Annotated in this window: 27 protein-coding genes and 1 tRNA gene; 12 read left to right on the forward strand and 16 right to left on the reverse strand. The window is 63.8% G+C overall.

Annotated features, from left to right (window positions below; translation table 11 throughout):
• Position 1 precedes the first annotated feature (1 nt).
• Positions 2-1480 (reverse strand): phytoene desaturase family protein, encoded by a 1479-nt coding sequence (locus tag DM868_RS00260; protein ID WP_170964393.1) that lies wholly within the window; start codon positions 1478-1480, stop codon positions 2-4.
• 92 nt (positions 1481-1572) lie between these two features.
• Between DM868_RS00260 and DM868_RS00265 the strand changes: the two genes are divergently transcribed.
• Both DM868_RS00265 and DM868_RS00270 read left to right on the forward strand, forming a co-directional pair.
• Positions 1573-2268, forward strand: coding sequence for an SDR family NAD(P)-dependent oxidoreductase (locus DM868_RS00265; RefSeq protein ID WP_137274832.1), 696 nt, complete (start codon positions 1573-1575; stop codon positions 2266-2268).
• Between the two features lie 303 nt (positions 2269-2571).
• A complete protein-coding gene (locus DM868_RS00270; RefSeq protein WP_246048988.1) occupies positions 2572-2916 on the forward strand; it encodes a hypothetical protein in 345 nt (114 codons plus the stop codon).
• A gap of 69 nt (positions 2917-2985) precedes the next feature.
• Here the strand turns inward: DM868_RS00270 and DM868_RS00275 are convergent, their stop codons facing one another.
• Positions 2986-4935, reverse strand: coding sequence for an archaea-specific SMC-related protein (locus tag DM868_RS00275; protein ID WP_137274833.1), 1950 nt, complete (start codon positions 4933-4935; stop codon positions 2986-2988).
• Positions 4936-5079: 144 nt separating this feature from the next.
• Here DM868_RS00275 and rdfA point away from each other — a divergent pair, with 144 nt between their 5' ends.
• Positions 5080-5700: a rod-determining factor RdfA gene (rdfA, locus tag DM868_RS00280; RefSeq protein ID WP_137274834.1), complete on the forward strand. Its 621-nt coding sequence runs from the start codon at positions 5080-5082 to the stop codon at positions 5698-5700.
• A gap of 551 nt (positions 5701-6251) precedes the next feature.
• Here rdfA and DM868_RS00285 read toward each other — a convergent pair.
• Complete coding sequence (locus DM868_RS00285) at positions 6252-6677, reverse strand: hypothetical protein (RefSeq protein ID WP_137274835.1); 426 nt, start codon at positions 6675-6677, stop codon at positions 6252-6254.
• 71 nt (positions 6678-6748) lie between these two features.
• Between DM868_RS00285 and nth the strand changes: the two genes are divergently transcribed.
• The 6 genes from nth (at position 6749) to DM868_RS00315 (ending at position 11162) form a co-directional block, all read left to right on the forward strand.
• A complete protein-coding gene (gene nth, locus DM868_RS00290) occupies positions 6749-7432 on the forward strand; it encodes an endonuclease III (protein ID WP_137274836.1) in 684 nt (227 codons plus the stop codon).
• Positions 7433-7489: 57 nt separating this feature from the next.
• Positions 7490-8425 (forward strand): methenyltetrahydromethanopterin cyclohydrolase, encoded by a 936-nt coding sequence (mch, locus tag DM868_RS00295; RefSeq protein ID WP_137274837.1) that lies wholly within the window; start codon positions 7490-7492, stop codon positions 8423-8425.
• Between the two features lie 81 nt (positions 8426-8506).
• Positions 8507-8881 carry a translation initiation factor IF-5A gene (locus DM868_RS00300; protein ID WP_137274838.1) on the forward strand — a complete coding sequence of 125 codons (375 nt, stop codon included), beginning with the start codon at positions 8507-8509 and terminating at the stop codon, positions 8879-8881.
• 11 nt (positions 8882-8892) lie between these two features.
• Positions 8893-9693, forward strand: a complete 801-nt coding sequence (locus DM868_RS00305; RefSeq protein ID WP_137274839.1) for an arginase family protein — start codon at positions 8893-8895, stop codon at positions 9691-9693.
• Between the two features lie 65 nt (positions 9694-9758).
• The gene (locus DM868_RS00310; protein ID WP_170964394.1) at positions 9759-10343 is read left to right on the forward strand and encodes a hypothetical protein; all 585 of its coding nucleotides are present in this window, start codon (positions 9759-9761) and stop codon (positions 10341-10343) included.
• A 48-nt stretch (positions 10344-10391) separates the two neighbouring features.
• A complete protein-coding gene (locus DM868_RS00315) occupies positions 10392-11162 on the forward strand; it encodes a Nif3-like dinuclear metal center hexameric protein (RefSeq protein ID WP_137274841.1) in 771 nt (256 codons plus the stop codon).
• 18 nt (positions 11163-11180) lie between these two features.
• Here the strand turns inward: DM868_RS00315 and DM868_RS00320 are convergent, their stop codons facing one another.
• The 4 genes from DM868_RS00320 to DM868_RS00335 all read right to left on the reverse strand — a co-directional run bounded on the left by DM868_RS00320 (position 11181) and on the right by DM868_RS00335 (position 14322).
• Positions 11181-12239, reverse strand: coding sequence for an NAD(P)-dependent glycerol-1-phosphate dehydrogenase (locus DM868_RS00320; RefSeq protein WP_137274842.1), 1059 nt, complete (start codon positions 12237-12239; stop codon positions 11181-11183).
• A 68-nt stretch (positions 12240-12307) separates the two neighbouring features.
• Complete coding sequence (locus DM868_RS00325; RefSeq protein ID WP_137274843.1) at positions 12308-13303, reverse strand: NAD-dependent epimerase/dehydratase family protein; 996 nt, start codon at positions 13301-13303, stop codon at positions 12308-12310.
• Positions 13304-13379: 76 nt separating this feature from the next.
• Entirely contained in the window at positions 13380-14099 is a 720-nt protein-coding gene (locus DM868_RS00330) for an Nmad3 family putative nucleotide modification protein (protein ID WP_137274844.1), read from the reverse strand.
• 4 nt (positions 14100-14103) lie between these two features.
• Entirely contained in the window at positions 14104-14322 is a 219-nt protein-coding gene (locus tag DM868_RS00335; RefSeq protein WP_137274845.1) for a hypothetical protein, read from the reverse strand.
• A gap of 121 nt (positions 14323-14443) precedes the next feature.
• On the opposite strand from DM868_RS00335, the gene DM868_RS00340 reads away from it, so the two are divergent.
• The 3 genes from DM868_RS00340 to DM868_RS00350 all read left to right on the forward strand — a co-directional run bounded on the left by DM868_RS00340 (position 14444) and on the right by DM868_RS00350 (position 17564).
• Positions 14444-15184, forward strand: a complete 741-nt coding sequence (locus tag DM868_RS00340) for a hypothetical protein (RefSeq protein WP_137274846.1) — start codon at positions 14444-14446, stop codon at positions 15182-15184.
• Between the two features lie 41 nt (positions 15185-15225).
• Positions 15226-15307 (forward strand) — tRNA-Ser (locus DM868_RS00345).
• 280 nt (positions 15308-15587) lie between these two features.
• A complete protein-coding gene (locus DM868_RS00350) occupies positions 15588-17564 on the forward strand; it encodes a DUF460 domain-containing protein (protein ID WP_137274847.1) in 1977 nt (658 codons plus the stop codon).
• 221 nt (positions 17565-17785) lie between these two features.
• On the opposite strand, the gene DM868_RS14960 is transcribed toward DM868_RS00350, so the two are convergent.
• From DM868_RS14960 to DM868_RS00395, 9 genes are all read right to left on the reverse strand, one after another.
• Complete coding sequence (locus DM868_RS14960; protein ID WP_170964395.1) at positions 17786-17965, reverse strand: hypothetical protein; 180 nt, start codon at positions 17963-17965, stop codon at positions 17786-17788.
• A 155-nt stretch (positions 17966-18120) separates the two neighbouring features.
• Entirely contained in the window at positions 18121-18987 is an 867-nt protein-coding gene (locus tag DM868_RS00360) for a CPBP family intramembrane glutamic endopeptidase (RefSeq protein ID WP_137274848.1), read from the reverse strand.
• A 20-nt stretch (positions 18988-19007) separates the two neighbouring features.
• A complete protein-coding gene (locus DM868_RS00365) occupies positions 19008-19439 on the reverse strand; it encodes a hypothetical protein (RefSeq protein WP_137274849.1) in 432 nt (143 codons plus the stop codon).
• A gap of 133 nt (positions 19440-19572) precedes the next feature.
• Complete coding sequence (locus tag DM868_RS00370) at positions 19573-20637, reverse strand: CNNM domain-containing protein (protein WP_137274850.1); 1065 nt, start codon at positions 20635-20637, stop codon at positions 19573-19575.
• 327 nt (positions 20638-20964) lie between these two features.
• Positions 20965-21321 carry a DUF5615 family PIN-like protein gene (locus DM868_RS00375; RefSeq protein WP_137274851.1) on the reverse strand — a complete coding sequence of 119 codons (357 nt, stop codon included), beginning with the start codon at positions 21319-21321 and terminating at the stop codon, positions 20965-20967.
• The gene (locus DM868_RS00380) at positions 21311-21604 is read right to left on the reverse strand and encodes a DUF433 domain-containing protein (RefSeq protein ID WP_137274852.1); all 294 of its coding nucleotides are present in this window, start codon (positions 21602-21604) and stop codon (positions 21311-21313) included. The genes DM868_RS00375 and DM868_RS00380 overlap by 11 nt, the downstream gene beginning before the upstream one ends.
• Before the next feature lie 715 nt (positions 21605-22319).
• Positions 22320-22808, reverse strand: a complete 489-nt coding sequence (locus DM868_RS00385; RefSeq protein ID WP_137274854.1) for a DUF3368 domain-containing protein — start codon at positions 22806-22808, stop codon at positions 22320-22322.
• Positions 22798-23043, reverse strand: a complete 246-nt coding sequence (locus DM868_RS00390; protein WP_137274855.1) for a UPF0175 family protein — start codon at positions 23041-23043, stop codon at positions 22798-22800. The genes DM868_RS00385 and DM868_RS00390 overlap by 11 nt, the downstream gene beginning before the upstream one ends.
• A gap of 350 nt (positions 23044-23393) precedes the next feature.
• The gene (locus tag DM868_RS00395; protein WP_137274856.1) at positions 23394-24746 is read right to left on the reverse strand and encodes an NAD(P)/FAD-dependent oxidoreductase; all 1353 of its coding nucleotides are present in this window, start codon (positions 24744-24746) and stop codon (positions 23394-23396) included.
• Positions 24747-24787: the final 41 nt, after the last annotated feature.

Consider the following 24787-nt stretch of genomic DNA (forward strand, 5'->3'; position numbering starts at 1 on the left):
GCTACACCGTATCGTCGATGAGCGCGTTCGCGGTGTGTTCGCCGCTGATCAGACACATCGGGACGCCGATTCCCGGCGTCGTGTACGATCCCGTGTAGTACAGCCCCGGACAGGCATCCGAGCGGCGGGCCGGGCGAAACAGCGCGGTCTGTCGGAGCGTGTGCGCGAGGCCGAGCGCCGTCCCCTGCATGCTGTTGTACCGATCAGCGAACTCCGAGACGGTGAACTGCTCCTCGAAGACGATCCGATCGCGCAGGTCGACTCCGGTGTGGTCGGCGATGTCGTCGAGGACGAGGTCGCGGTACCAGGTCCGGACCTCGTCGGTGTCGTCGAGGCCGGGCGCGATCGGGACGAGCGCGAAGAGGTTCGAGTGGCCCGCCGGTGCCACGCTGTCGTCCGTCTTCGAGGGGACACAGAGGTAGTAGGCGGGGTCTTCGGGCCACGTCGGATCGTCGAAGATCTGTTCGAAGTGCTCGTCCCAGTCGGTCGGCAGGACGAGCGTGTGGTGTTCGAGCGGCTCGACGTCGCCCTCGACGCCGAGATACAGGAGGAACGCCGAGGGCGAGTACGTCCGCGACTCCCAGTAGTCGTCGTCGTACTGCCGTTCGTGCTCGGGGAGCAACTCGCGTTCGGTGTGGGCGTAGTCGGCGTTGCTGACGACGTAGTCGGCGTCGACGTCGCCGGCTTCGGACTCGACGCGGAAGCCCTCGCGCCGGTTGACGATCTCCGTGACCTCGGCGTCGGTGACGTACTCCACGCCCAGTTCCTCACCCAACTCAATGCAGGCGTCGACGACGGACCGGAGTCCGTTCTCGGGGTAGTGGACGCCGAGGTTGAAGTCGACGTGCCCCATCATGTTGTAGATCGCGGGCGTGTTGTGCGGCGCACCGCCGAGGAAGACGAGCGTGTACTGCATGATCTGGCGCAGTTTCGGGTGGTCGAAGTAGCCGGAGACGTAGTCGTCCATCGTCCCGAGCAGCTGGAGCCCGATCGGCGCGGCGCGCATCACGTCGAGGTCGACCCAATCGCGCATTCGGGGGCGATCGGTGTAGATGAACTGCTCCATTGCGACCTCGTAGTGCGACTCGGAGGTCTCGAGGTAGTCGTCGAGCGCCTCGCCCGCCCCCGGCTCGTAGGACTCGAACAGCTCGCGCATCTCCTCGCGATCGGTAGTGACCTCGGCCACGTCGCCGTCCTTGAAGAAGATACGATAGTGTGGATCGAGTCGTTCGAGTTCGTAGAAGTCGCTCGGTTCGCGGTCGAAGTGCCCAAAGAATCGTTCGAACACGTCGGGCATCAGATACCAAGAGGGGCCCATGTCGAATCGGAATCCTTCTGTTTCCAGCACCGACGCGCGTCCACCCAACTGTCTGTTCTTTTCGAGGACCGTCACATCGAAGCCGGCGTCGGCGAGATAACACGCCGAGGAGAGCCCGCCGAAGCCGGAGCCGACGACCGCGACGGAACGGGGGTCAGACATATTCATACGTATGGCGGGATGCCACATTAAATCGGGTGTGGTTGACGCTGCCACGGGGAAACGACCTTGGCCCCGCCGATCGAAACGTCCGCATGGACACGGCAGTCATCACGGGAGCTTCGCGCGGCATCGGTCGCGCCGTCGCAACCGAATTCGCTCAGCAGGGGGTCCACGTGGTCGCGTGCGCTCGGGACGGGGAGGCCATCGACGATGTCGCGGTGCGCATCGAACGCGACGGCGGATCGATAACGGCGATACGGGCCGACGTTCGCGATGAGTTCGATCTCGAACGGTTGATGGAAACCGCCGCCCGCGTGGGTGACAGCGGCGGTATCGGCTGCGTCGTCGCGAACGCGGGCGTCTACCACGGCACGCCCGGAGAGACCCCGATCGATGGCGTCTCCTACTCGGCGTTCGACGACATGATCCGAACGAACGTCAGAGGCGTGTTCGGTACGATTCGAGAGTCGATACCGCACCTGCGCGCCGACGCGCGGGTGCTCGTCCCGTCGGGATCGATCGCTCGCCAAGCGATCGCCGGCTACGGCGCGTACGCCGTCTCCAAGGCGGCTGCCGAAGCGGTCGTCCGGCAGTTCACCGCCGACACTCCGCTGACGGCCGCCGTTCTCGATATCGGGCAGGTAGCGACCGAACTGACGGATCACGCGGGCGGACGTACGCCCGAAGATATCGCCCCGATGTTCTGGTGGGCGGCGACCGAAGCCGATGCAGACGCGATTCGCGGGACCGTCGTCGAGGTGACCGAGTGGCGGGAAGTAACACGATGAGACCGTGTTCGACTCGCCGATATAAATGAACAATATTTTACAAATATATGGTAGGGTTTTGTTTATATACTATGGAGAAAACGATAAACTGGTATCAATAGGTTTTTTCTTCCGATACGTCTTCGGAATACGCTTTATAAATCGACTATCGCACGATATATTTGGATATTAGCTCACTACAGCCGTCGCTTTTTATAATTTTTCTTACTAATAATATTAATATATACTGTCATTACTATTCTCGAAGCCGGGGAATCCGATACACGATTATCGGCCGACACGCCGTCATTTGAGCGAGACGCGATGACTTCGGCACCCGAACTCCACTGGGAACGGCTGAAGCTCGGATTGGACGCGCTGTCGCCCATCGAGCGATCAGTCGACGACGGACGATTGCGCGAGACACGCGAATTTCGCGGAATGACGCTCGAGCAGGCCATCGGATATCTCGAAAACCTCGGCGGGAACCGCACCGGAACGCACGAGATCGACGGCGACCGGTGGCACGCGAGGCTCTCGGCTCGAAAAGTCCCTGTCGGCCCGTCGTATCGATTGACCGAGATCAGGATCACGTGGACCGGAGAACGCGACGTCCTCGAGCCAATAATCTATCGGTTTCGACTCAAGACGTTCAGAGCCTCGGGGTGACACACTCGAACCGTTACTCGGCATGTGATTCCGAGTGAATCACTCACCTCGCCCGCGCGACGGTCTCCGTTAGATGTTGGAGATCCGGCGATATTCGTCGGACAGTGCCGACGCGTCCTCGGGCAAGAGCGCGACGACCAGATACTCGCTGAACCCCTCGACGTACTCGATCAGCGCGGCGATCCGGTCGGAGTCGATCGCTTCGAGTGAGTCCAACAGCATGAACGGGACCGACTCGTACACCCCGTGGGCCAGATAGCCGGCCAATGCGAAGACGAGGCCGGTGACCTCGCGCTCGCTCTCGCTGAGGTGGTCGATCGTGTCCTCGTACGTCACGCCGCCGTCGGTCTGGCGGATGATGTGAAGTTCGAAGACGCTCTTTGTGACCTTGCGGCGACCCTCTCTGACCTCGCGTTCGACCCGTTCGAGCCAGATCCGTTCAAGATTACTGTAGCCGAGGATATCGAGCACGGAGTCCATGTGTTCGTTGAACCCCTCGATCGCCTGCTCTTCGATCCGGTCGATCTTGGTCCGCAGATCCTCGACGTCGGCGCGGATCTCCTCGCGCCGCTCGTTGAGTTCCGACTCGGCATCGAGGCGCTGTTCGATCCGTGTGATTTCCGACTCGACGTCGTCGAACTTGCTCTCCAGGCGGCCGAGTTCGTACTCGAGTTGATTGGCCTCCTTGTGGATGCCCAACACCTCTTCGTAGCTGTCGTCTTCGAGTTCCTCGATCTCCGATTCGAGTCCCTCTATTTCCGCCTGCAGATCCCCCCGTCGGTCCGTGAGGCGTTCGATCGACGATTCGATCCGATCGACCTCGTCGTCGAGGCTGGATCGGCGACGCTGTAACTGCTCTCGCCGTCGCTGTTTTTGTCCGAGCTCCCGAACGTCGTCGGTGAGCGTGTCCAACTGCGTCTCGATGTCGCTTATTTCGCCGAGTTTGCTCTGACTGAGTTCTCGTAGTCGGGAGACGGTTGTCTCGATCTGCTCGTGGGGGACCTCGCTGCCACAGGTCCAACAGGTGACCTGATCGCCCCCGAGGAGCTCGTCAGTGAGTTCGCTCTCCCCATCTTCGGCGGGTGTTTCGAGCGCTTCGAGGAGGTCCGCGTCGTCACCGTCGAGCATGTCCTGATTGAATCTGATGACGCTTTGGACCTCGTTGATCTCCGACTCCAGCGCCCGCTTTTGCTCTCTGAGCCGGTCGATCTTCGCCTCCAACTCCTCTATCTCCCCGACCGGAGCGTCCGGCAGTTCGTCGAACTCCTCGTCGAGTTCTCGCTTCTGCGTTCGCGTCGAATCGAGGCTCTCGCGTTCGGTTTCGAGCTCGTAGCGGATGTCCTCCAACTCGGAGCGCTTCGACCGGAGTTCGGCGAGCCGTTCCTCGAGGTCGGCCTTCTCTTCGCGGCTCTGCTCGACGTTCGCGTCGCGATCCTCCAGCTCCGCCTCCTTCTCGGCGAGGTCCTCTTTTGCCTCCTCGATCTCCCCTTTGAGGCGGGTTCGGTCCTCCTCGAGGGCGGGGAGTCGGTTTTTCAGCTGGTCCAACTCCTCCAACTCCGATTCGATCTTGTCTCGCTTCCGAAGCCGTCGGTCGATCTTCGCCTGTATCTCGTCGGTATCGACCGGACGCATGATGAGGTCGCGGAGATCGGCGTTGGTCGCAACGGCGCGGCGCGCCTCGTTCGACTCGAGGAGAAACGCGAACAGTTCCGCGAGCGTGGGGTCTTCCAGGTACGGCTCCCCCTCGGACGTGATGCTCGTCCCCTGTCTGGTGAGTTCTCGTTCGTGCGTTTCGCCGTCGATCGTCAGTTCGACAGTCGCGCTGTCCGCGTCGCCTTTCATAGAGACGTTGTCGCTTCCGAGTGCGGCCATGATAGCCTGCAAGAGGGACGTTCGATTCGTCGCGTTTTCCCCCGCGAGAATTGTCACCCCCGGCTCGAATTCCACCGACGTCTCGTCGATCCCGCCGATGTTTCGGACGGATAGTTGGGCCTGCGCTACTGTCTGCTCCGTGTTCATGATTGCGCCATTGAACGTCTCGGGAAATAAATATGATGAAACACGGCGATCCTGCCTTCAATGGTACTCCCCGTGTAGAGCCAAAGACGGGTCTCGCTACCATTCGAACACAAAATACTAACACACACCCGCCGTTTCTGGCCCATGAACGACGCTGACGACCGCCCTGGATCGGGACGGGGGCGGCGAAGCAAGGTCGCTCGTCTGCTTCAGGAGTACGATATCGAGGACCTCGGGGCCGAACTCGAGCGACGTTGGACCGCCGACGAAGACCGCCAGAGCCTCAGGGAACTGGCGGCGTATTTCAACCAACGGATCCTCGAACGCGCCCTCGAAGACGCCGACGTTCGGCCGCTCGACGGGGAAGTAGAGAACATTTACCGGCTCCTCACCGACGACTCCAGCGGCGCGGATCGAACGCGCATCCGTCGTCGCCTCGAGCGCGACGGACTCGACGTCGACGCGATCGAGACTGACTTCGTCACGTATCAAGCGATCAGGACCTACCTGAAGAAACACCGCGGCGCGGAGTATACCCCGGACGAAACCGACCCGGTCGAACGCGAGATCACGAACATTCAACAGCTCCGCGGTCGTGTAGACTCCGTCACCGAGGGAAAACTCGAGCAGTTGCGCGCCAGCGGCCACCTCGAACTCGGGACGTTTCGGACGCTGGTCGACGTCCGCGTCGTCTGTGAGGACTGTAACACGCAGTTCAGCGCCGTCGAACTGCTCGAACGCGGCCACTGTAACTGCTCGGAGTGATCCGGCCGTCCGATTTCGTAACATGACTAAATGTGTTATGAGCACCACCGCGCGGCGTCCGTTCGACCGCGGCGATCATCGCTCGACGGGCTCGTCCGAACATTATATTTTCCGTACCGTTAAAATATACTATTTGTTATATATTGCGGTCGCTGAGATCGGCTCCAACGCCGTCTCAGTCCGCCCGATTCGGTCGTCGGTGGGGATCCTCGTCTCGGATCGCCGCGCGTAGCGTTCGGAGCGTTTCTGCATGGCTTTTATTCTCTATTTCGCGCCATCGGCGACGAGCCGACGTTCACGAGTCGCTCGGATATCGTCGTCATCGTCGGTCCGCAGCCGCACGCTCGTCGCGATCACGCTTGGGACACAGCCCGTAATCGGACGTTATATTCTATCGATATATTTTATATTTTTATCTTTATATATAGGCGTTGACTCCCGCGTTGCACCCTCCGACCTCGGACAATACCGCAGGTTTATCATCGTGCTGGTTATTCGGCCCCCACGGACTGTTCGCTCTCGGGGAATGCATCCGAATACCTCGATGCGCTCTACGGGAGTACGAGGACTTCGACGTCCAGCAAACGACGCTCGGCGTCGATTCGGACGAATTTGCCGTCATCGAGGATCGTCTCGAGGGGGTCGCGGGGCGTGTCAGAATCGATAGCGACGACGGCGTACTGGCAGTCCCCGATGGCGACGGATGGGCGCTCCCTGGTGGGGTCGTCACCGCTGATCCGACCCGCGAAACCGTCTCGACGTTTGCCGAGGGGTGGACAGGCGTCGAGTGCGCCATCGACGGTCTCGAATGCGTCTCTCTCGTCTGTCTCCAGTGCGATCCTTCCGCCGAGGAACTGTGGACGGTATCGGCGGAGTTCTCCGCCACGGCAACCGGTGAGTCCCCGGAGAACGGCGTCGTCTGGTGTGACTGATCGGTGCAGATAGCCGCTCCGTCGGCGCTGTAGGATCTCGAACACGGACGCTTGGCGGCCTCGGCGGGCGACTGCGTACCCGACATAGCCAAGGAGCTCCCGTCCCGAATCCGGACATGGGTACGCTGCTCGATACACGCGACGAACAGGTTGCCGAGACGCTCGACCGACTCTACGACCGCTATCCCGATCCCGAAATCTCGCTCGACTTCTCGAACCGACTCGAACTGCTCATCGCCGTGATCCTCTCCGCGCAGTGCACCGACGAACGCGTCAACGGCGTGACGGCCTCGCTCTTCGAAACCTACGACAGCGCCGAGGCGTTCGCCGAGGCCGACGAGTCCGACCTCGCCGAGGCGATCAGCTCGATCACGTACTACAACAGCAAGGCGGGGTACATCAAATCCGCCTGCGGAGACATCGTCGATCTGCACGGCGGTGAGGTCCCGGATACGATGTCCGAACTCACCGATCTCGCTGGCGTCGGGCGAAAGACGGCCAACGTCGTGCTGCAGCACGGCCACGAGGTCGTCGAGGGAATCGTCGTCGACACGCACGTCCAGCGGATCTCGCGTCGGCTCGGACTGACCGAGGAGCGATCGCCGGAGCGAATCGAATCCGATCTCATGGGGATCGTCCCCGAAGACGATTGGAAGGAGTTCACCCACTTGCTGATCAGCCACGGCCGCGAAACCTGTACCGCCCGAAATCCGGACTGCTCGGACTGCGTCCTCGAAGACATCTGTCCGTCGTCGAAGCTCGATAGCGAGATCGATCTCGCCGACGGGAGCGAGTGGTAGCTCGTCCGGGCGTTCGCGACCCACGACCTTTTATTCGGATCCGCCCGAGGTCGGGGTATGGAAAGTCTCAATCGGATGGCCGTCGAGTTGGTCGACGAGGCGATCGATTTCGCCGACGAACTCGCGATCGAGGTCCACGAGCTCGACAACGGGGCCGTCGTCTGCGATTTCGGCGTCGACGCCGTCGGCGGGGTCGAAGCCGGATTGCTGCTGACCGAGATCCAGACCGGCGGTTTGGCGACCGTCCAGACGGGCGTCGGGGAGCTCGACGGGACGCCTCGAACCCACGTCGAGGTCTCGACCGATCACCCCGCGATGGCGTTTCTGGCCGCACAGAAGGCCGGCTGGGAGCTCTCCGTCGACGGCTTCGAGGGACTCGGTAGCGGCCCGGCCCGCGCGCTCGTCGCCGAAGAGGAAGAGTACCAGCGGATGGGTTACCGCGACGCATCTGACTTCGCCGTGTTGGCCATCGAGAGCGACGAACTCCCCACCGAGGCGGTCGCAGAGCACGTCGCGGATCGGGCGGGCGTGCCGGCCTCGGGCGTCTTCTTGCCGACGTTCTCGACGGCGAGCATCACCGGCAGCGTCGCGCTCGCGGCGCGGGGCGGCGAACTCGCCGCCTTCCGGCTCTCCGAACTCGGCTACGACCCGCTCGATATGTTGACCGCCACCGGCTCCGCCCCGGTCGCCCCGGTTCCAGACACGGACGACGTGGCGATGGCGCGGACGAACGACGCGCTCGCGTATGGCGCTCGCGTGCACATGACCGTGGACGAACCGTTCGAACGGTTCGACGAGGTCGCCTCGACGGCCGGCGAGACGTTCGGCACGCCGTTCGAAGCGATCTTCGAGGAACACGACTGGGACTTCTACGAGCTTCCGGTCGACGTGTTCGCGCCGGCCCACGTCACGTTCGACGTCGTCGGTGGCGGCGTCGAGGTCGCCGGTCGAACCGACGACTCGATGCTCGCTGGGAGTTTCGGACTGCGATAGGTTTTCGCGCTCGCGACTGAAACAGCGGCCCGCTCGCGGATATCCAAACCGTTTATACTGCGCCGACGGGAACCGGTGGGTATGCCGAAACAGCAGAGTGAAGTCCGAGATCTTCAGGAAGGAAACTACGTGATGATCAACGACGTCCCCTCGAAGATCACGTCCTACAGCACCTCGAAGCCCGGAAAACACGGTAGCGCGAAGGCCCGCGTCGAGGGGACTGGCGTCTTCGACGGCCAGAAGCGAAACTTCACCCAGCCGGTCGACGCAAAGATCTGGGTGCCGATCATCAACCGCAAACAAGGACAGGTCGTTTCGGTTTCCGGAAGCGATATGCAGGTCATGGACCTCGAAACCTACGAGACGATCACGATGCGCATCCCGGAGGATCTCGAGCCCAGCCCCGACGACGAGATCGAGTACCTCGAGTTCGAAGGCCAGCGTAAGGTCGTCTGATCGAGCGGCCGATGACCGATTTTCCTGGCGCGAATGCGGCGTTGGACACCGCCGCGTACGCGATCGTGGGCGCGCCGCTGGACGTTTCGACGACGTTTCGTCCCGGCGCGAGGTTCGGGCCCGACCGGATTCGGACGTTCGGCCAACCTTTCGACGAGTACGATCGCCGGACGGGAACGCACTTCGGTGCACTCGTCGCCGACGACGGCGACCTCCCCGCCTGGGACGACGCCGCCGAGTATCTCTCGTTTCTCGAGGGCGACCTCGCCGAGCACCACACAGCCGGCCGAATCCCATTGCTCGTCGGGGGCGAACACACCGTCACCGTCGCCGGCGTTCGAGCCGCAGCCCCGGACGTGTATGTCTGTCTCGACGCCCACCTCGATCTGTACGACGCCTACGCCGGCAACGAGCTCTCACACGCGACAGTCACGAGACGCGCGCTCGAAACCGTCGACGAGGCGATACTGCTCGGCGTTCGGACGGGCAGCGAAGACGAGTGGAATCGGGCGGCAGCGGCTGACGTGACCGTCGTCGAGGCGGATGACGTCGGTTCGTGGGAGCCGACGTTCGACGGCGACGCGTATCTGAGCGTCGACATCGACGCCGCTGATCCGGGCTTCGCGCCGGGGACCGGAACGCCCGCGCCGTTCGGACTGTCCCCGAGAGCGCTTCGGAACGTCGTTCGGGCGGTCGCGCCGAAGTCGGTCGGGTTCGACGTCGTCGAGGTGAACGACCGCGACGACGGACAGGCGGCTGCGCTCGGGGCCAAACTGCTCCAGGAGTTCGTCTTCTCGCACGCCGACGCCTGAGTTTATATACGGAGGCGGGGCCACCTCGGTGTGTCATGCCCGGACGCACCCTCAATCGACGGACAATGCTCACGCGCGGAACCGCTTTTGCGGCCAGCCTCACGGCCGCGTTGGGGCTCGGATACGCGGGATCTCGTCCCGCGGCAGCGATCGAAACCGACGGCCGGTTTCTCGCCGACGACGTACGCGTCGAGCGCAACGACGGCGAGCTTCGGGCGGTCACCGTCGAACCGACGGTCGACCTTCGATGGGTGGATTTCGGCGGCGGCGTCGCCTCGATCGACGTGACGATCTCCGCCGCACTCGTCGGAACGCCTGGCTTCGACGTGTTGTTCGACGCTTCGGTCGCCGACGATTCGATCGCCGTCGAGACGGACGGATTCGACGCGACCGCTGGGACCGCGTCGCTCACCTTCGATCGCCTCGACGTGACCGCGATCGGAACGCACGTGACGCTCGACGATTTCGGCGGCGACCTCGCCCCCGGCGAGTCCGCGACGACTGAGGTCGAGTTGACGATGCGGATCGACGTCGTCGGGACCCAAGACGAGACGGTGACGACCGTGGAGACGGCCCGGTTTGGCGTCACCGTCCACAACCCCGAGGGTCGAGCGACCACGAGCGGACGGGCGAACACCCACGCCGAGTGAGGTGTCCCGGTCGTCGCATACAAGTCGATGCCGTGAGTCGGTCAGAGCATGCAGCTAGCCGACTTCGTCGATCGACTGAATGATCGTCTCGACCACGACGCGTACGCGACAGTCGACGCCAGTTCGAACGGGTTACAGGTCGGGGCAGGCGGGACCGAGCGCCCGATCGACCGCGCCGCGTTCGCGGTCGACGGCGTTGAGGCGACCGTTCGCGAAGCCGCGGCGTTCGACGCCGACGTGCTCGTCGTCCACCACGGCTTCGTCTGGGGAGGGCTGGATCGCGTCACCGGGATCGAGTACGACCGCGTCGCGGCCTGCATCGAGAACGACGTGGCACTGTACGTGTCGCACCTCCCGCTCGACGGGCACGAGACGCTGGGCAACGCTGCGAGACTGGCGTCGTTTCTCGACGCCGAACGTCGCGGTTCCTTCGGCGATCACGGCGGCGTCACCATCGGACAGCGCGCGCGCCTGCCGTCTCCCCGGTCGGCCGAGGAGATCGAGGCGCGCCTCTCGAAACTGGACACCGGTGATCGTTCCGTACGGACGCTCGATTTCGGCCCCGATTCGATCGAGGAGTTCGCCATCGTCACCGGTTCCGGCACCGATTGGATCCGCGAGGCCGCCGACGCGGGCGTCGACGCGCTCGTGACCGGCGAGGGAAAACAGCAGGCCTACCACGAGGCTCGCGAGGCGGGACTCACCGTTTTCATGGCCGGGCATTACGCGACGGAGACGTTCGGGGTCCGAGCGCTCTGCGATCTCGCCGACGAGTGGGGGATCGAAACGACGTTCCTCGACCGTCCGACAGGGCTGTAAGCGTCACCGGCCGTCCGATTAGAGGACGCCAGTCATCGTCGCCGCCTCGATCGCCGCGGACTCCTCGATGCCGTCGCCGAGGATCGTGTATCGGTCGCGGATTTCGTGGGCACTCGTCATCGCGCAGACGAACTGCTCGTCGTCAATCCCCAGCCCGGCGGCGGTCGTCGGCGCTTCGATCCCGGCCAGCGCGTTCCTGACTCGCTTCCACTCGCCGCCCTCGCCGCTGTGGAGGTACTCGGTGACGATCGACGCGACGCCGACCTGGTGGCCGTGGAGCGCAGTGCCGGGCGCGAGCCGGTCGAGTTGGTGTGAGATGAGGTGTTCGGCCCCGGATGCGGGCCGCGACGACCCCGCGATCGACATCGCGACCCCGGAGGAGACGAGTGCCTTCATCACGACCCACGCCGACTCCTCCAGCCCGCGCTTGATCGAATCCGACCGCTCGACCAGCATCTCCGCGGTCATCTGTGAGAGCGCCCCCGCGTACTCGCTGTACTCGACGTTCTTCAGCCGGTGGGCGAGTTGCCAGTCCTTGACCGCGGTGTAGTTCGAGATGATGTCCGCACAGCCCGCCGTCGTCAGCCGCCACGGCGATTCGGCGATGAGTTCGGTGTCGGCGACGACTGCCAGCGGTGGGTGGGCAGCGACGGAGTGCCGCGTGTCTCCGTCGGGGACCGATCCGCGCCCCGAGACGATCCCGTCGTGACTGGCGGCCGTCGGGACGGATATGAGTCCGCAGCCCCGCTCGTCCGCCGCCATCTTCGCGATGTCGATCGGCTTGCCGCCCCCGAGTCCGATGAGGTAGCCCGCGTCGGCGGCGTCGGCGGCCGCCAGCACGTCCTCGACGGCCGAAAAGGTAGCCTCCTCGACGATCGTCACCGCGGGGTCGGCTCCGATAGCCTCGAACCCCGCGCGAAGCCGATCCGCGGCGAGGTGGCTGGGCGTCGGGCTCGTGACGATGAGGGGTCGCCCGTCGAGGTACAGCTCCTCGACGACGTCGAAGACCCGATCGAGCACCCCGTGGCCGACGACGACGCTCCGGGGAAGCCGGATCCACGTCGATTTGTCGAACATACCGCCTCTGCGTGAGGCGGAGGTAAAACCGTTCTCCCCTGTCTCGTTCCCTGGCGCGGTGATGGCGACTACGCCACGGTTTCGAGGATCTCTATCAGCCGCGTCTCGGCCTCCCGCTCCGGTCCGAGTTCCCGCCCGGTTCGATCCGCGTTCCGGTGCTCGGCGACGGTTGGGGGAATCGTCTCCGCGTGCGGCGTCGGCTCCCATCCGAGCCCTCGGAGCTTCGTGGTATCGAGGAGGTGCGGATAGCCGCGGTAGAGCGGAAACTCGTCCGTCGAGAGTCCCACCGTCCCCAGTTCACGTTCGCTCGCGAACACCGTCTCGACCGCCGTCTCGCACGCCGCGGCGACGAGATCGACCCACTCACGGAGAACGGGGGCGTGGCCGTCGCCGACGTTGTACGCCTCGCCGGCCGTCCCGCGCTCGGCGACGATGCGGAGCGCGCTGGCGACGTCGTCGACGTACGCGAGGTGCCACAGATCCGAGCCGTCGCCGGGAACGACGATCCGGTCGTGGCTCTCGACGCGGTCGACCCAGTAGGCGAACCGCTCCGTGTAATCGTGGGGGCCGTACACGACGGGCGGCCGGACGGCCATCGCGTTAACGCCGCGGTCGGCGGCGGCGAAGACGGCGCGGTCGCCCTCCGCTTTGCGCGCGCCGTAACTCCCCTCGGAGTCGTCCGTCGCCTGCTCGACGGAGCACGATTCGAGCGGCGTTTCGCCCTCGCGTTTCGGGATTCGCTCCTCGCCGTAGGCGGCCCCGGAGGAGACGTACACGTACGCGTCTGCGTCGGCGAAGATCTCCGTGGCGGCGTGCACGTCTCGCGGTTTGTACGCGACGCAGTCGATGACGACGTCGGGGTCGACCCGCAGCCCCGCCCGACGGAGGTCCGACTCGCTGGTCCTGTCGCCCTCGATGTGTGCGACGCGGTCGTCGTCGGCAAACGGGTTGTCGTGGTCTCCGCGGTTGAGTATCGTGACGTCGTAGCCGGCGTCGAGGAACTCGCTGACGGCGTGACGACCGATGAAGCGAGTCCCGCCGATGACGAGCGCGTGAGTTGGCATACGACGACTTCGAAAGCCACGGCGAAAAGTAGTGTGGAGATCGGGCGACGCCCCGCGGTTCGATCGCCGAATCGATTCACTCGCAGATCCGGGGACGCTCGCCCCGATGGATCTCGAGCAACGTTTCGGTTCCGGCCCGATCGAACTTCATCGGCCGTCGCCACCACGGTCCCTTCCCCGAATCACCCGATAGCTCCGTCACCAACGGATTGGCGTCGACGCCGCCGTCGGGGCTCGAAAGCGGGATCGCCGTCTCGTAGATGGTCGATCCGTCGGGGTCGCCGCGGAGGAGCACCTCGGCGTCGAACGGGTCGCGCTTGAGGTGTGCGTTCTCCGCGAAGGACGATCGCTCGTCGGCGGAGAGTTCGGAAAACGCGTCCGCATCCAGCGGCTCACGCGCGAGTCGGAAGTGGCCGATGACGTACGCGCCCCACTCCGGCGCGATCCACTCGGCCGAATCGTCGTCGACCGTCGACAGCGTCGCGTAGAAGAAGACGACGTCGCCCTCATCCAACTCGAGGAGCGGGCGTGCCTTCACCCCGTGTGGGTCCCCGTAGGTGTACGACGAACGATCGTGCACGCCCGCGAACGTCGGATCGAGGTGCACGGGCGTCTCGGCGACGGTGCCCACGTCGGTTTCGAGCTCGAGGTCCGCGTACGTCGGTACGTCGGCGTTCGAGCGGGTCGGCTCCGATTCGGGGATCGGGATGTATTCGAAGCTCCCGTCGTCGAAGATCGGGCCTCGAAAGCCGGGTTGATTCGTGTTCGCCCCGACGTTGATCGCCACGCTTCGCACGCAGTTACCAGTACGAGCGGGGGTTCGCGAGCCAGCGTCGGTTCCGCGCGCCGACGGCGATCGCAGCGAGGAGCACGACCACAAGCAGGGCAACCGTCACCATGGCGGGCGTCACGTTCGCGCCGACCGAGAAGGTCGTCACGAACAACTCGACAGTCGCGCCCGCGCTCCAGAGAACGACGAGCACCACCAGCGCGGCCGACAGCGGTCTGATCCGGTCCATACCGGATGCTGCACACGGCTCCATATAAAAACCACTACCTTGCAGCGTGCCACGTGCCGATGGCTGTCTCGCCGCACCTGCTTTCGCAGGGCCGATATAACGGGCCGACGAACACCCGTGCATGACCACTGTCGCCGTGCTCGCTGACCCGCCGCATCCCGACGTAGCCCTGCCCGATCTCGTCGCATCGTCGCCGCTGTCCGGCTCTGAGGCGGCCGATCTCTACACCGCCCTCCTCCGGGACACGGTGCTCGCGGTCGATCGAAGCGGCGGCGAACTCCTCGTGAACTACCGACCGGCCGACGCGCTCGGCCTCGACGTCGACTCGGAGGCACAGATCCGATCGGCGCTTGACGGCGTCGTCGACGCCGACTCGCCGCGATTCGAAGTGCAGGTCGGCGAGACGTTCGCCGGACGGGCCGGGAACACGGCGACGCACCTCCTCGAAACCGAAGGCGTCGGCTCGGTGGGGGTTGTCCGCCCCGAGGCCGCGCTCCTCGCGCGCACTGACATCGATGGGGCGGCGATGAAACTTCGGAGTTCGCCAGTCGTGCTCGGTCCCGCCCCGGGCGGGCGAGTCACCTACGCGGCGTTCGCGGAGCCGATCGACTACGCCGATTGCTACGCGCCGCCGGCGCTCGAAACGCTCACGGATCGCGCGCTCGACCGCGGCTTCGACGTCGATTTCCTCGATACCAAGCCGTTTCTTCGGACCGCGACGGATCTCGCGGAAATCCTCGTTCGGGTCCGAACTCGGTCGAAAGCGGAGGCGATCGTCCCGCCACACCTCGCGTCGTGGGTCGCCGACTCGGACCTTGCGGTGACGGCCCACGCCGACGGGTCCCTGACGCTCCGTCGATAACCGACAGATCTTATACGGTGTCGGCGACAATCTCGTGACGTGGTGGGATGGCAGAGTGGACTATTGCGTCTGCCTTGAAAGCAGATGGCGCAAGCCTCCTGGGTTCGAATCCCAGTCCCACCGTTGCTGTCTCGTTAGTTGTGGATTCGAGCCCTGAGAGTCGCAGCCCCGAGCGAAGCGAGGGGATCGTCTCTCTCCGGTTCGAATCCCAGTCCCACCGTCGCTGTCTCGTTAGCTGTGGATTCGAGCCCTGAGAGTCGCAGCCCCCGAGCGAAGCGAGGGGGATCGTCTCTCTCCGGTTCGAATCCCAGTCCCACCGTCTCTCGACGTACGGCTGACGTACCACGGCCACAAATCGGCCCCCGGCACGGACTTTATCACCGCTGAATCCGTACTATCGGCCGTGAGTACGCGAACGAGCGCCCTCGATGACCTCATCTTCGGCGTCGACATCCAAAGCGGCGATATCCGCGGTGACGCACCCGCATACGCCGTCGTCGCCTACGACGGGGAGTCGATCGACCGGGACGTCGTTTCGTTGCGGAAACTGCACCGCCGCATCGACGGCGAGCAGCCGGCGATCGTCGCGACGGACAACACCTTCGAGCTGGCCGAAGACAAAGCCGCACTCGTCCACTTCCTGCGGGGACTTCCTTCCGGAACGAAACTCGTGCAGGTGACCGGCGACGAACGGCCGGAGCCGCTCTCTCGGGTCGCCGCCCGACACGGCGTTCCCTACGGCAAGGCGCCGATGAAGGAGGCCGAGGCGGCCGCCAGACTCGCGGCGCGAAACGTCGGCTACGAGGTCTCGGCGTTCACGAACACGACGACCGTCAAGGTCTCCCGAGGGCGCTCGACGGGGAGCGGCGGGTGGAGCGAGGACCGATTTACGCGCCGCATCCACGGCTCGGTCAAGACGACTGCCCGAGATGTCGAATCGAAACTCGACGAGGCCGCACTGGAGTACGAGCGCGAGGTGACCGAGAAGTACGGCGGCTACTCGCGGGCCGTCTTCGAGGTCGAGGCGACGCCCGACGAGATCCCTGTCTCGGCGCGCCGGTCCGGCGACACCCGCATCGAGATCGAGCGCGAGCGCCGCGACGGGATCGAGTACCGCCCGCTCGCGAAGCGGCGCGATCACGTCGTGGTCGGCATCGATCCCGGCACGACCACGGCGGTCGCGCTGACCGATCTCGACGGGACGGTGCTCGACGTGTGGTCGAGCCGAACCGCCGACACCGCGACCGTGATCGAGTGGATCATCGAACACGGTCGACCGATCGTCGTCGCGGCCGACGTCGAACCGATGCCCGAGACCGTCGAGAAGATCCGTCGGAGCTTCGACGCGGCGGGGTGGATCCCCCAGCGCGATCTCTCGGTGGACAAGAAGCTCCATCGGACGCGCGAGGAGGCCTACGACAACGATCACGAGCGGGACGCGATGGCCGCCGCGCTGTTCGCCTTCGACGACCACGAGGATCAGTTCGAACGGATCGCTGCGAAGGTCCCACCGCAGTTCGATCGCGGGGAGGTCATCGCCCGTGTCGTTGCCGGCGAGGAGAGCGTCGAGGCCGTCTTGAATGCGATGCGCGACGATGACGACTCCGAGGAGGAATCGACGGCGCACGATCCTCGCGAGCTGACCGACGAGGAGCGAACGATCAAGCGGCTCAAGACGAGGGTCGAACGGCTCGAAGGGCACGTCGATCGGTTGAACGACACCGTCTCGCGGAAGGACGACCGGATCGCCGAGCTGGAGTCAGAACTGTCGGACGCCCGTCGCGAGGAGCGCCGCGAGGCCAGAGAGCGCCGCGAGGTGACGCGACTGGAGCGCGAGACCGAGCGTCTCAAACGCGAGCTCGCCGAGGAGGAGGGGAAAAACGAACGCCTCGACGACAAACTGGAGCGGCTCAAGGAGCTGTGGAAGCTCGATCACTCGAACTTCGCGGACGTGGCGGAAAAAAAGCGCGGGCTCGTTTCGGTCAAGCCGATCGAGCAGTTCACCAAGGACGCCATCGAGCGCGCCGACGACGCCTACGGGATCGCCCCTGACGACGTGATCTATCTTCGCGACGCGAGTGGTGCGGGTCGAGAGACGGCCGAGCAACTGGCGGCGTACGAACCGCGCGTCGTGCTCCGCGACGGTGGCCTCTCCGAGCAGGCCGACGAGATCCTCTTCGAACACGGGATTCCGGTCGGCCCCGCCTCGGACGTGTCCATCCAGGAGATCGACGAACTCGCGGTGGCTCGCGAGCGCGAGGTCGAGGCGGTCATCGAGGCGTGGCGCGACCGCGCCGAGGAGCGCCGACGCGACCGGAAAGCGGCCGAGATCGACCAACTGATCAGCGAACACCGGGCCCGAAACCCCGAGGAGAGCTGATCGATCCCCGTGTGCGCAACCCTGGGACGTACGGCGTCCGGTGGTTCTCGTGTTGTTCTCCTCGGCTATCTGCTGGTGCTCGTGAACGAAGCCGCCCCTATCGAAACGCGATAACCACACGTAGAGCTATTCAACTGTCTGACGCCCGTCTCCGGTGTACGAACCGACGCGGTTTCGTCGCGCTCGTCGGGACCACGTCCATCGCCGGGTGTGCCAGGCCGCTAGACGACGACGCGCCCGGGCAGCTCCGACTGGCCGTGCGCAACGAGCGGCCCGAACCGGTCTCGGTACGGGTGGTCGTTACCGGCGACGACGGAACGGTGTACGACGAGGAGGCCGACTCGATCGCGCGTGGCGTCGCACGCTCTTTCGAGGTCGAGGTCGGATCGACTGGTCGCCACGAGGTGACCGTCTCCCACGACGACTGGCGCGGACAACTCGCGTGGGACACCGGGACGTGTGCCTGCTTCGAGGGTACCGTCGTCGTCACGCCCGACAGTATCGACGCCGCCGGCGAATGTGTCGAACAGCGCTACGGCGTTCGATCCGGTATCGATCAGCCCCGTCCCACCGGCTCACCGCTCGAGAACGACCTGGACAGCGTTGGCGTTCCGGAGAGCGCGATCGCGACCGCAGCGAGACCGAACGCGACGACGCCCGCGAGGCCGACCGGGCTCGCGACGAGTTCGCCGAGCACCGCGTCGTCAGTCGCAGCGTACGCGACGACGAATCCCGCAGCGCCATTGAACACACCGTGAACGAGCGCCGCCGCGATCGCCGACTCGGCGCGGACGACGACGTACGTGTACACCGGCGAAAACGAGACGCAGGCGACCGTCATGGCGACCACGCCGACCGTCGGAAACGACGGATAGTTGTACCCCGCGACGATCACCGGCGCGTGCCAGATTCCCCAGAGTGCCCCGATCCCGACGGAAGCCTTCCAAAATCCCAACGGAGCCAACTCCCACAGCAGGTAGCCGCGCCAGCCGAACTCCTCGCCGAACGCGAAGAGCGCGTTCACCGTTGTTCCGAGCGCGAGGACGAGTCCGAACGTCACGGCCACGCCGGGCAGTCCCGCCGGCAACGCGACGCCCGGCAACGGATCGACCGTCGGATCGAATCCCACGCCGGGTACGGCGACTGCAAGGGGCAGCGTCACCCCCACCAGCGGGAGAGCGACCACGGCTGAGGCCGCGAGGCATCGAGCCCGACCGATTCTGAGGCCGACGTCCGACAGCGGAATCCCCCGAGTGAGACAGACGACGAGCCCCGCGACCATCGGCGAGAACATGTAGATCGGTGCGAGCGCGATCGGGCTGATCTCGATGGCTCGCGAGACGAGCGTGAGCCCGACTGCGGCGGCGGCGAGCACACCAACGAAGAGAGTCAGGCGGTTCGGATTCGGATTTGGACGCGTCATGTGGGCGCTCCGGTGTGCGGTTACTGCGACAGGTACCAGCCGAATAAAAGTGGCGAGCAAAGCAGGGTGAGCGGAACGGCGATCCAGACCCGTCCGGCCAGAACGTCGTACTGCCCGATCGTCGCCGAAACCGGCGTCCCCTCGACGTATCCGACGACGAACTCGAAACCGACCGTGAGCACGGTCCACAGCATCCCGACGAACACGAGCTCCCCATACGCGTACTCGATCGGAGTCCACCGAAAGTAGAGCGCCGAAATACCCCCGATCGCCACGACCAACAGCCCCGTGCTCAGGACGTGCGCGGCGTACTCGTCCATACGGGGGATCAGTAGTAGCTCTCGAACCCCGCCGTTGAGAACCGCGACGACGGCCATGACGACCCAGACGGCGAGCGGATAGCCGAACGTGTGTGCCCGAACCCCCACCTGTAGCCAGCTCAGCGGAGCCATACTCACCCTTCCCTCGCGGCGGTACGAAAAAACGGTGTGGGTCGTTTGCAGTCCCCAGGAACGCCACCGCGAGTTCGCGGGGTTCGGCGGGCGGTTAGCGCCCCGGTCGTGGGGCGGACGCTGGCGAACCGGCTCAGGCCGCAGTCCGATGGTCGATGGGATCTTCGAGTTCCCCCATCACCGATTCGAGCACGTCGGTCGCAGTGAGCAGTCCGACCGCCTCGCCGCCTTCGAGGACGAGCGCAAGTTCCTGCTCTTCGGCCTGAAACTGATCGAACGCATCGCTTGCGTTCGTCTCCGCCGCCATCGTCATCGGCGGCGTGGCGATCGCCGCGAACGACAGCTCACCCGAACGCAGGTCCTCGAAGTGGTCGATGATCGACGGGGCGTACACGGTCCCCTCGAAGTCGGTCAGCGTCTCACCGACGAGCGGAAACCGGGTGTGCGGCGTGTTTCGAATCCGTTCGAAGTTTTCCTCGGGAGCGCTCGTCGTCGAGAGGGCGACGATGTCGTCGGCCGGAACGATGATCTCGTCGATCGGGAGTTCGCCCACGTCGAGCGCGCTGAGCACCTCTTCGCGCCGCTCCTCGGGGAGTTCGCCCTCCTCTAAGAGCGAGTTGAGACGGGTTCGCAACTGCGCGCGCGATTCGAGGACGTCCTCCTCGGTTTCGAGCCACGCGCCGGTCATCTCGATGCCGAACAGCTTGAGCGTGGCCTTGGCGATCCAATCGCCGAGCGTGATGAGCGGCGAGATGAGCCGGTTGAACCAGTACAACGGAGCCGCACCGTAGCGACAGACCAGCCGAGAACGCTCGACGCCCAGGTAGGTCGGCGTCTGCTCGCCATGGGTGAGATGCAAGAGGTTGATGATCGCGAACGCGATGAGTGCGCCGGCCCCGATCGAGGCGAGCGGCGTGTCGGTAAAGTACGGCTCGAACAGGGCAGCCAGCGCCGGTTCGGCCACGATCCCGACCGCGATGCTCGACGCCGTGATGCCGACCTGACACGTCGTCAGGTAGATCTCCAGATTCTGCGTCATCTCCCATGCCCGCTCTAGGGCCGCGTTTCCGTCAATGAACTCCTGTTTGCTGAACTGACGGGCACGAGTCAGCGCGAACTCGATAGCGACGAAGAAGCCGTTCGTCAAGATGAGAGCGAGACCAGCGATCAAGCGAAGGCCGAGTTCGATCGGGGTCATGGTGCCTCGCTACTTACTCTCGAAGTAAATACGCACGGAAGTCCGCTGATTTTGGGTGACATCTGGGCCGGGGCTTTCGGGACGATCGATCGCCTCGCGAAAGTCTCGCTGTGGGCCATCCACGCTCCACGAGCCGAGGATTTGGTTGCGTGACAGGGACGAGTTACTGACGAATTCGCCGATACCGTTGTCGGTGCAATAGCGATGTGTTTCCAGTAATGCGAGATATACGCCCGGAACACTACCGGGTGAAAATCTACTAGTAGGCTCTGTGGAAGTGTATTAGATGATTTGAGGTGCTTAAACTTGTGAAATCAACGTCTCTGCTCAAACCCATGGATCGAGTTCCTCACGTCCACCGAACGAATTTCGACTCTGGTACGCGTCGGTCATTGTAATAAGACCGGCTGCAACCTGGTACGCAGGCATCGTATCGTCGTAGAGGAGAACGAGACCAGCGTGAGCCTCTGGTGATAATCCGCCGAAATCTTTCACGTCACTCGTCACGATAATCAGTTCGTGGTCTCGGGCATACGGAAGGACATCGGCTTCATCGTCAGCCCCTTGCCAGAGCGCGTCACGGACGTGCTCGGCGTAGATCCCTTCCTTCTCCAAATACGTCGCCGTCTTCGGATCGATGTTCTCATCCAGTAGAAAGCGCCACCCGCTCATTTCAGGCGGCATCGGGATCGACGCCTTCGGGACGATCGATCGATTCGCGGAAATGTTCCATGGCGTCGTCGCGCTCCTCTGTTACCTCACGCATCTCTCGTGGGTGGTCGTGGTAGTACGCCAGCGCGTGATACACGTCGGCCACGTCGAGATCGTACCGATCGGCAACAGCCTCGGGGTCTTCCCCGCGTTCTTCGACGAGGGCGTACACCTGACGGACGCTGATCCGGCGGCCACGCACGTGCGGTTCGCTTATGAGATCGCGTGCGATCCGTCGGGAATCTCCCTCGGACATACCTACACGTTGCTGCTACTCCCGCAAAAGCATACTGCTGACTGGGATGTTGAGATATGAAGAATACACAAATCATTCTTAATGAGTTGATTTCAACTCGAATACGCTGAGTCAGCCGTTCGGTGAAGTCTGCTTATTGCTCAGCAGATTTCATCGCATCCCAAAGAAAACCAACCCCACTGAGAGCAACACCCCCTCCAAAAATGACATAGAACAGAGACCAAGTTAGACTATCCTGTGTGAAAGCAGTAGCCGCTTGAATTAGACCTAATACAATCATTCCAATTGCAAGGAATTTCCGAGTTTGTACTGACATCATAACTGATGCCTAGGCCGCTTTATCAAAAACGCACCGTGAGACTACTCGGTGTATCCCCTATACCGATTGATCTAGCTGGCGGATCATATAACCCACCTAAGACGAGCATTAAATCATAGGGCTAGTATAGAATATGCGAGTGCATATGTTCCGCCGGGAGACATCATCCCAATCATCCATTGTCAGCTATTCGTCGATAATACGATGGTAGAACAGCTCTCGGTAGGTATCTTGATTAACCCCTACCTCAGCAGAAATAATTTTGATATTATTCAAAAATATTTCTCATAACATACTGAAAATGTACGCCCGGAACACTACCGGGCGCGAATCTACTAGTAGGCTCGACGGAAGTGAAATTGGGTGTTAGAGGCCTTCTATCCGTCGGAAAGACTACTAATCGGCTTCAGAGAGAATCTTTTCGTACAAGTCATCAGAAATCCAGAATCCAACTTCACGGAGGGCCTCCAGTTCGTGCTCCAGGTTCACTACGCCGGTCTTTGCTCCGCGAAGCAGAATGCCGATCACGCCCGTGACGTTCAGGTCGTGTCTGCGGGCGACGCGCCGTCCGTCGCGCTCGTCGAGGAGCACGAGGTCGGCATTCTGCTCGACAGCACAGCAAATCGCCGCTGTCTCACCGAGGTCGAGTTCGTGGAAGAGTTCCACGAACAAGTCCGAGCGTTCCACCTCCACGAGATGTAGAAGTCCGTCGTCGCGCAACTCACGGAGCGCCTCCAGTCCATCTTCCCCATCGGTAAGTTCGTTCCAAACCTGCTGTGGAACCGTAACCTCGGAGAACTGCGATTCGAGGAGCTCAAGCCGCTCGATGAGTGCGAGATTCAGGAGTGGCGACGTGTCAGAAACGACCAGCCCGCTATCGGGCATAGTCGAGGTCTTCTTCGAGTTCCTGTTCGCCGTAGTGTCGGGCGATTTCACGCTCGCCGAGGAGTTCCTGAAACTCCCGTTTCGACATCTCCGCCAACGTACGGGCTTTCCCGAACGAGAGGATATCACGGGCGTACAGCGAGACGGCCAGCTCCCGCTTCATGGCGAGCGAGCGCTCTCCTTCCGGGAGCTGTAACGCCTCGTAGACGTCGTCGTCAATCTCGATTGTCGCCATACTCGATGTAGGCGTACGCGATTCTTGAGTGTTTGGCTAGGGCTTCCAAGCGGGCGACGTGTAAAGCGGGCGCTGCAAAAGGTCGATGTACGCCCGGAACACTAACGTCCGACCTCACTCCAGGCGGCGTGCCACGGTCGGTCGGCTAACCCTCGTGCCGGGCGGGAGACGCGACGCGTCTCCGATTGCCGAAGCGGCGTGAACCGCTGCGGCGGGCGTATCACACACCTGGGTTCTCCGAGGTTTCATCGCCGCCCGAAGGGGCTGCTCGATCGGGGACTGATGGTGTGTACCCGAACGTACCTCCTCGAGGCCTAATCCTCTTTCGGCATGGGGCGACTCCGTCGGGGTTAGACCGAGTACGCGTCCTCGAACACCTGTGCGTACCGGCCGTTTCGGTGGCCGAACTTTCGCCACGTGTACGCCGCAAAGAGCTTCGTGCCGGCCCAACCGCTTTGGAGCGCCTCGCGTGGACGGATCCCGTCAGCGCTGACGATGTTCCCGGCGAGTCCGAACAGCCGGTCCCAGTCATCCGGTTCGTACCCATCGACCATGTCGGCGAAGATGCAGTTCCGCCGTATTTCGGACCCGATCGCCCGGTGCCACTCCGCGTTGTACGCACGCATCGCACCGAGCGCGGCGAGTCGCCCGGCGATCGCCCCGGTTCGGATCGCGACGTGGTCACCTCCCTCGTGGAACGCGGAGGTAGCACCCATCGCCCCGCCGACGATCGCCACGTTCGCCCGCGTCGGCGATTCGATCGGCCGAGTCGAGGAGATCGGGTACGTCTCGGTCCCGCGGGCTTTGCCGCGGTCCTCGAGGATCGGGAAGTCGTCGAGCTCGTACTCGGGGTACACCGTCTCGATCAGCCGTTCGAGATAGACGCGACCCTGTGGGATTCGCTCGTCCTCGGGCCGGAGCAGTCGGTAGCTGTCGCGGTGCTCGACCGAGTCGATGTCGAGATCGATCGGCATCGTCAGGCCGATCCTGGCGACCGAACCGTCGTTCGGGAACACCCACGGGTACGCCGTGTGACCGGGCATGTACCCCCACCAGAACTTGATCCGGTCGTTCTCGAACAGCTCCTCGGGCATCTCCCGGTACTCCTGGTAGGCGATGTGATTCGTTCGGCGGGTTTCGAGCCGTTCCATCCGGTCGTCGGGGAGCCAGCGCTCGATGACGCGCCCCGTGATCGTCCGCTGTGGGCCGTCGGCGAGGATGAGGTGGTCGGCCTCGATCTCCGTTCCGTCGCGGAGGGTCAGCGTGTGGGAGGGCGCGCCGGTCAGCTCTGACTCGACGTCCGCGACCGAGGTTCCGACCCGGTACTCCGCGCCCGCACTCTCGGCGCGCTCGCGGAGCCAATCGTCGAACCGCGCGCGGTGCATCGTGAACCCGAAGTTCGGGTACGTGGCGTCGATCCCCGTCTCGGTCAACTCCAGCGTCTCCGAGGGACCGATGAACTCCGCCGCGTGGAGTTCTCGGTGTTTGACGTGCTCGGGGATGGGCTCGCCGAGGTCCATGATGTCGACCCAGTAGTCGAGGATCCCGGCCGCGTCCGTCGAGTCTGGGCCGAGGCCCTCTCTGTCGGCCCGCGGGACACCCTTTTCGATGACGACGGTGTCGGCACCCTCGCTGGCGGCCGCGTAGCCGGCCGACGAACCGGCCGGTCCCCCGCCGACGATGGCGACGTCTACGTGGTTCATATCCATTTCCGCGACCCGCTGGGGCTTAAAACGATTGAACG

This window comes from Natronomonas salsuginis (genome assembly GCF_005239135.1).
In the GTDB taxonomy this organism is placed as follows: domain Archaea; phylum Halobacteriota; class Halobacteria; order Halobacteriales; family Haloarculaceae; genus Natronomonas; species Natronomonas salsuginis.

What these genes read in the sequence shown, in the direction of transcription:
- DM868_RS00260 (WP_170964393.1), bottom strand. Translation starts at nt 1,480, where the DNA reads ATGTCTGACCCCCGTTCCGTCGCGGTCGTCGGCTCCGGCTTCGGCGGG.
- DM868_RS00265 (WP_137274832.1), top strand. Translation starts at nt 1,573, where the DNA reads ATGGACACGGCAGTCATCACGGGAGCTTCGCGCGGCATCGGTCGCGCC.
- DM868_RS00270 (WP_246048988.1), top strand. Translation starts at nt 2,572, where the DNA reads ATGACTTCGGCACCCGAACTCCACTGGGAACGGCTGAAGCTCGGATTG.
- DM868_RS00275 (WP_137274833.1), bottom strand. Translation starts at nt 4,935, where the DNA reads ATGAACACGGAGCAGACAGTAGCGCAGGCCCAACTATCCGTCCGAAAC.
- rdfA (WP_137274834.1), top strand. Translation starts at nt 5,080, where the DNA reads ATGAACGACGCTGACGACCGCCCTGGATCGGGACGGGGGCGGCGAAGC.
- nth (WP_137274836.1), top strand. Translation starts at nt 6,749, where the DNA reads ATGGGTACGCTGCTCGATACACGCGACGAACAGGTTGCCGAGACGCTC.
- mch (WP_137274837.1), top strand. Translation starts at nt 7,490, where the DNA reads ATGGAAAGTCTCAATCGGATGGCCGTCGAGTTGGTCGACGAGGCGATC.
- DM868_RS00300 (WP_137274838.1), top strand. Translation starts at nt 8,507, where the DNA reads ATGCCGAAACAGCAGAGTGAAGTCCGAGATCTTCAGGAAGGAAACTAC.
- DM868_RS00305 (WP_137274839.1), top strand. Translation starts at nt 8,893, where the DNA reads ATGACCGATTTTCCTGGCGCGAATGCGGCGTTGGACACCGCCGCGTAC.
- DM868_RS00310 (WP_170964394.1), top strand. Translation starts at nt 9,759, where the DNA reads ATGCTCACGCGCGGAACCGCTTTTGCGGCCAGCCTCACGGCCGCGTTG.
- DM868_RS00315 (WP_137274841.1), top strand. Translation starts at nt 10,392, where the DNA reads ATGCAGCTAGCCGACTTCGTCGATCGACTGAATGATCGTCTCGACCAC.
- DM868_RS00320 (WP_137274842.1), bottom strand. Translation starts at nt 12,239, where the DNA reads ATGTTCGACAAATCGACGTGGATCCGGCTTCCCCGGAGCGTCGTCGTC.
- DM868_RS00325 (WP_137274843.1), bottom strand. Translation starts at nt 13,303, where the DNA reads ATGCCAACTCACGCGCTCGTCATCGGCGGGACTCGCTTCATCGGTCGT.
- DM868_RS00335 (WP_137274845.1), bottom strand. Translation starts at nt 14,322, where the DNA reads ATGGACCGGATCAGACCGCTGTCGGCCGCGCTGGTGGTGCTCGTCGTT.
- DM868_RS00340 (WP_137274846.1), top strand. Translation starts at nt 14,444, where the DNA reads ATGACCACTGTCGCCGTGCTCGCTGACCCGCCGCATCCCGACGTAGCC.
- DM868_RS00360 (WP_137274848.1), bottom strand. Translation starts at nt 18,987, where the DNA reads ATGACGCGTCCAAATCCGAATCCGAACCGCCTGACTCTCTTCGTTGGT.
- DM868_RS00365 (WP_137274849.1), bottom strand. Translation starts at nt 19,439, where the DNA reads ATGGCTCCGCTGAGCTGGCTACAGGTGGGGGTTCGGGCACACACGTTC.
- DM868_RS00370 (WP_137274850.1), bottom strand. Translation starts at nt 20,637, where the DNA reads ATGACCCCGATCGAACTCGGCCTTCGCTTGATCGCTGGTCTCGCTCTC.
- DM868_RS00375 (WP_137274851.1), bottom strand. Translation starts at nt 21,321, where the DNA reads ATGCCGCCTGAAATGAGCGGGTGGCGCTTTCTACTGGATGAGAACATC.
- DM868_RS00380 (WP_137274852.1), bottom strand. Translation starts at nt 21,604, where the DNA reads ATGTCCGAGGGAGATTCCCGACGGATCGCACGCGATCTCATAAGCGAA.
- DM868_RS00385 (WP_137274854.1), bottom strand. Translation starts at nt 22,808, where the DNA reads ATGCCCGATAGCGGGCTGGTCGTTTCTGACACGTCGCCACTCCTGAAT.
- DM868_RS00390 (WP_137274855.1), bottom strand. Translation starts at nt 23,043, where the DNA reads ATGGCGACAATCGAGATTGACGACGACGTCTACGAGGCGTTACAGCTC.
- DM868_RS00395 (WP_137274856.1), bottom strand. Translation starts at nt 24,746, where the DNA reads ATGAACCACGTAGACGTCGCCATCGTCGGCGGGGGACCGGCCGGTTCG.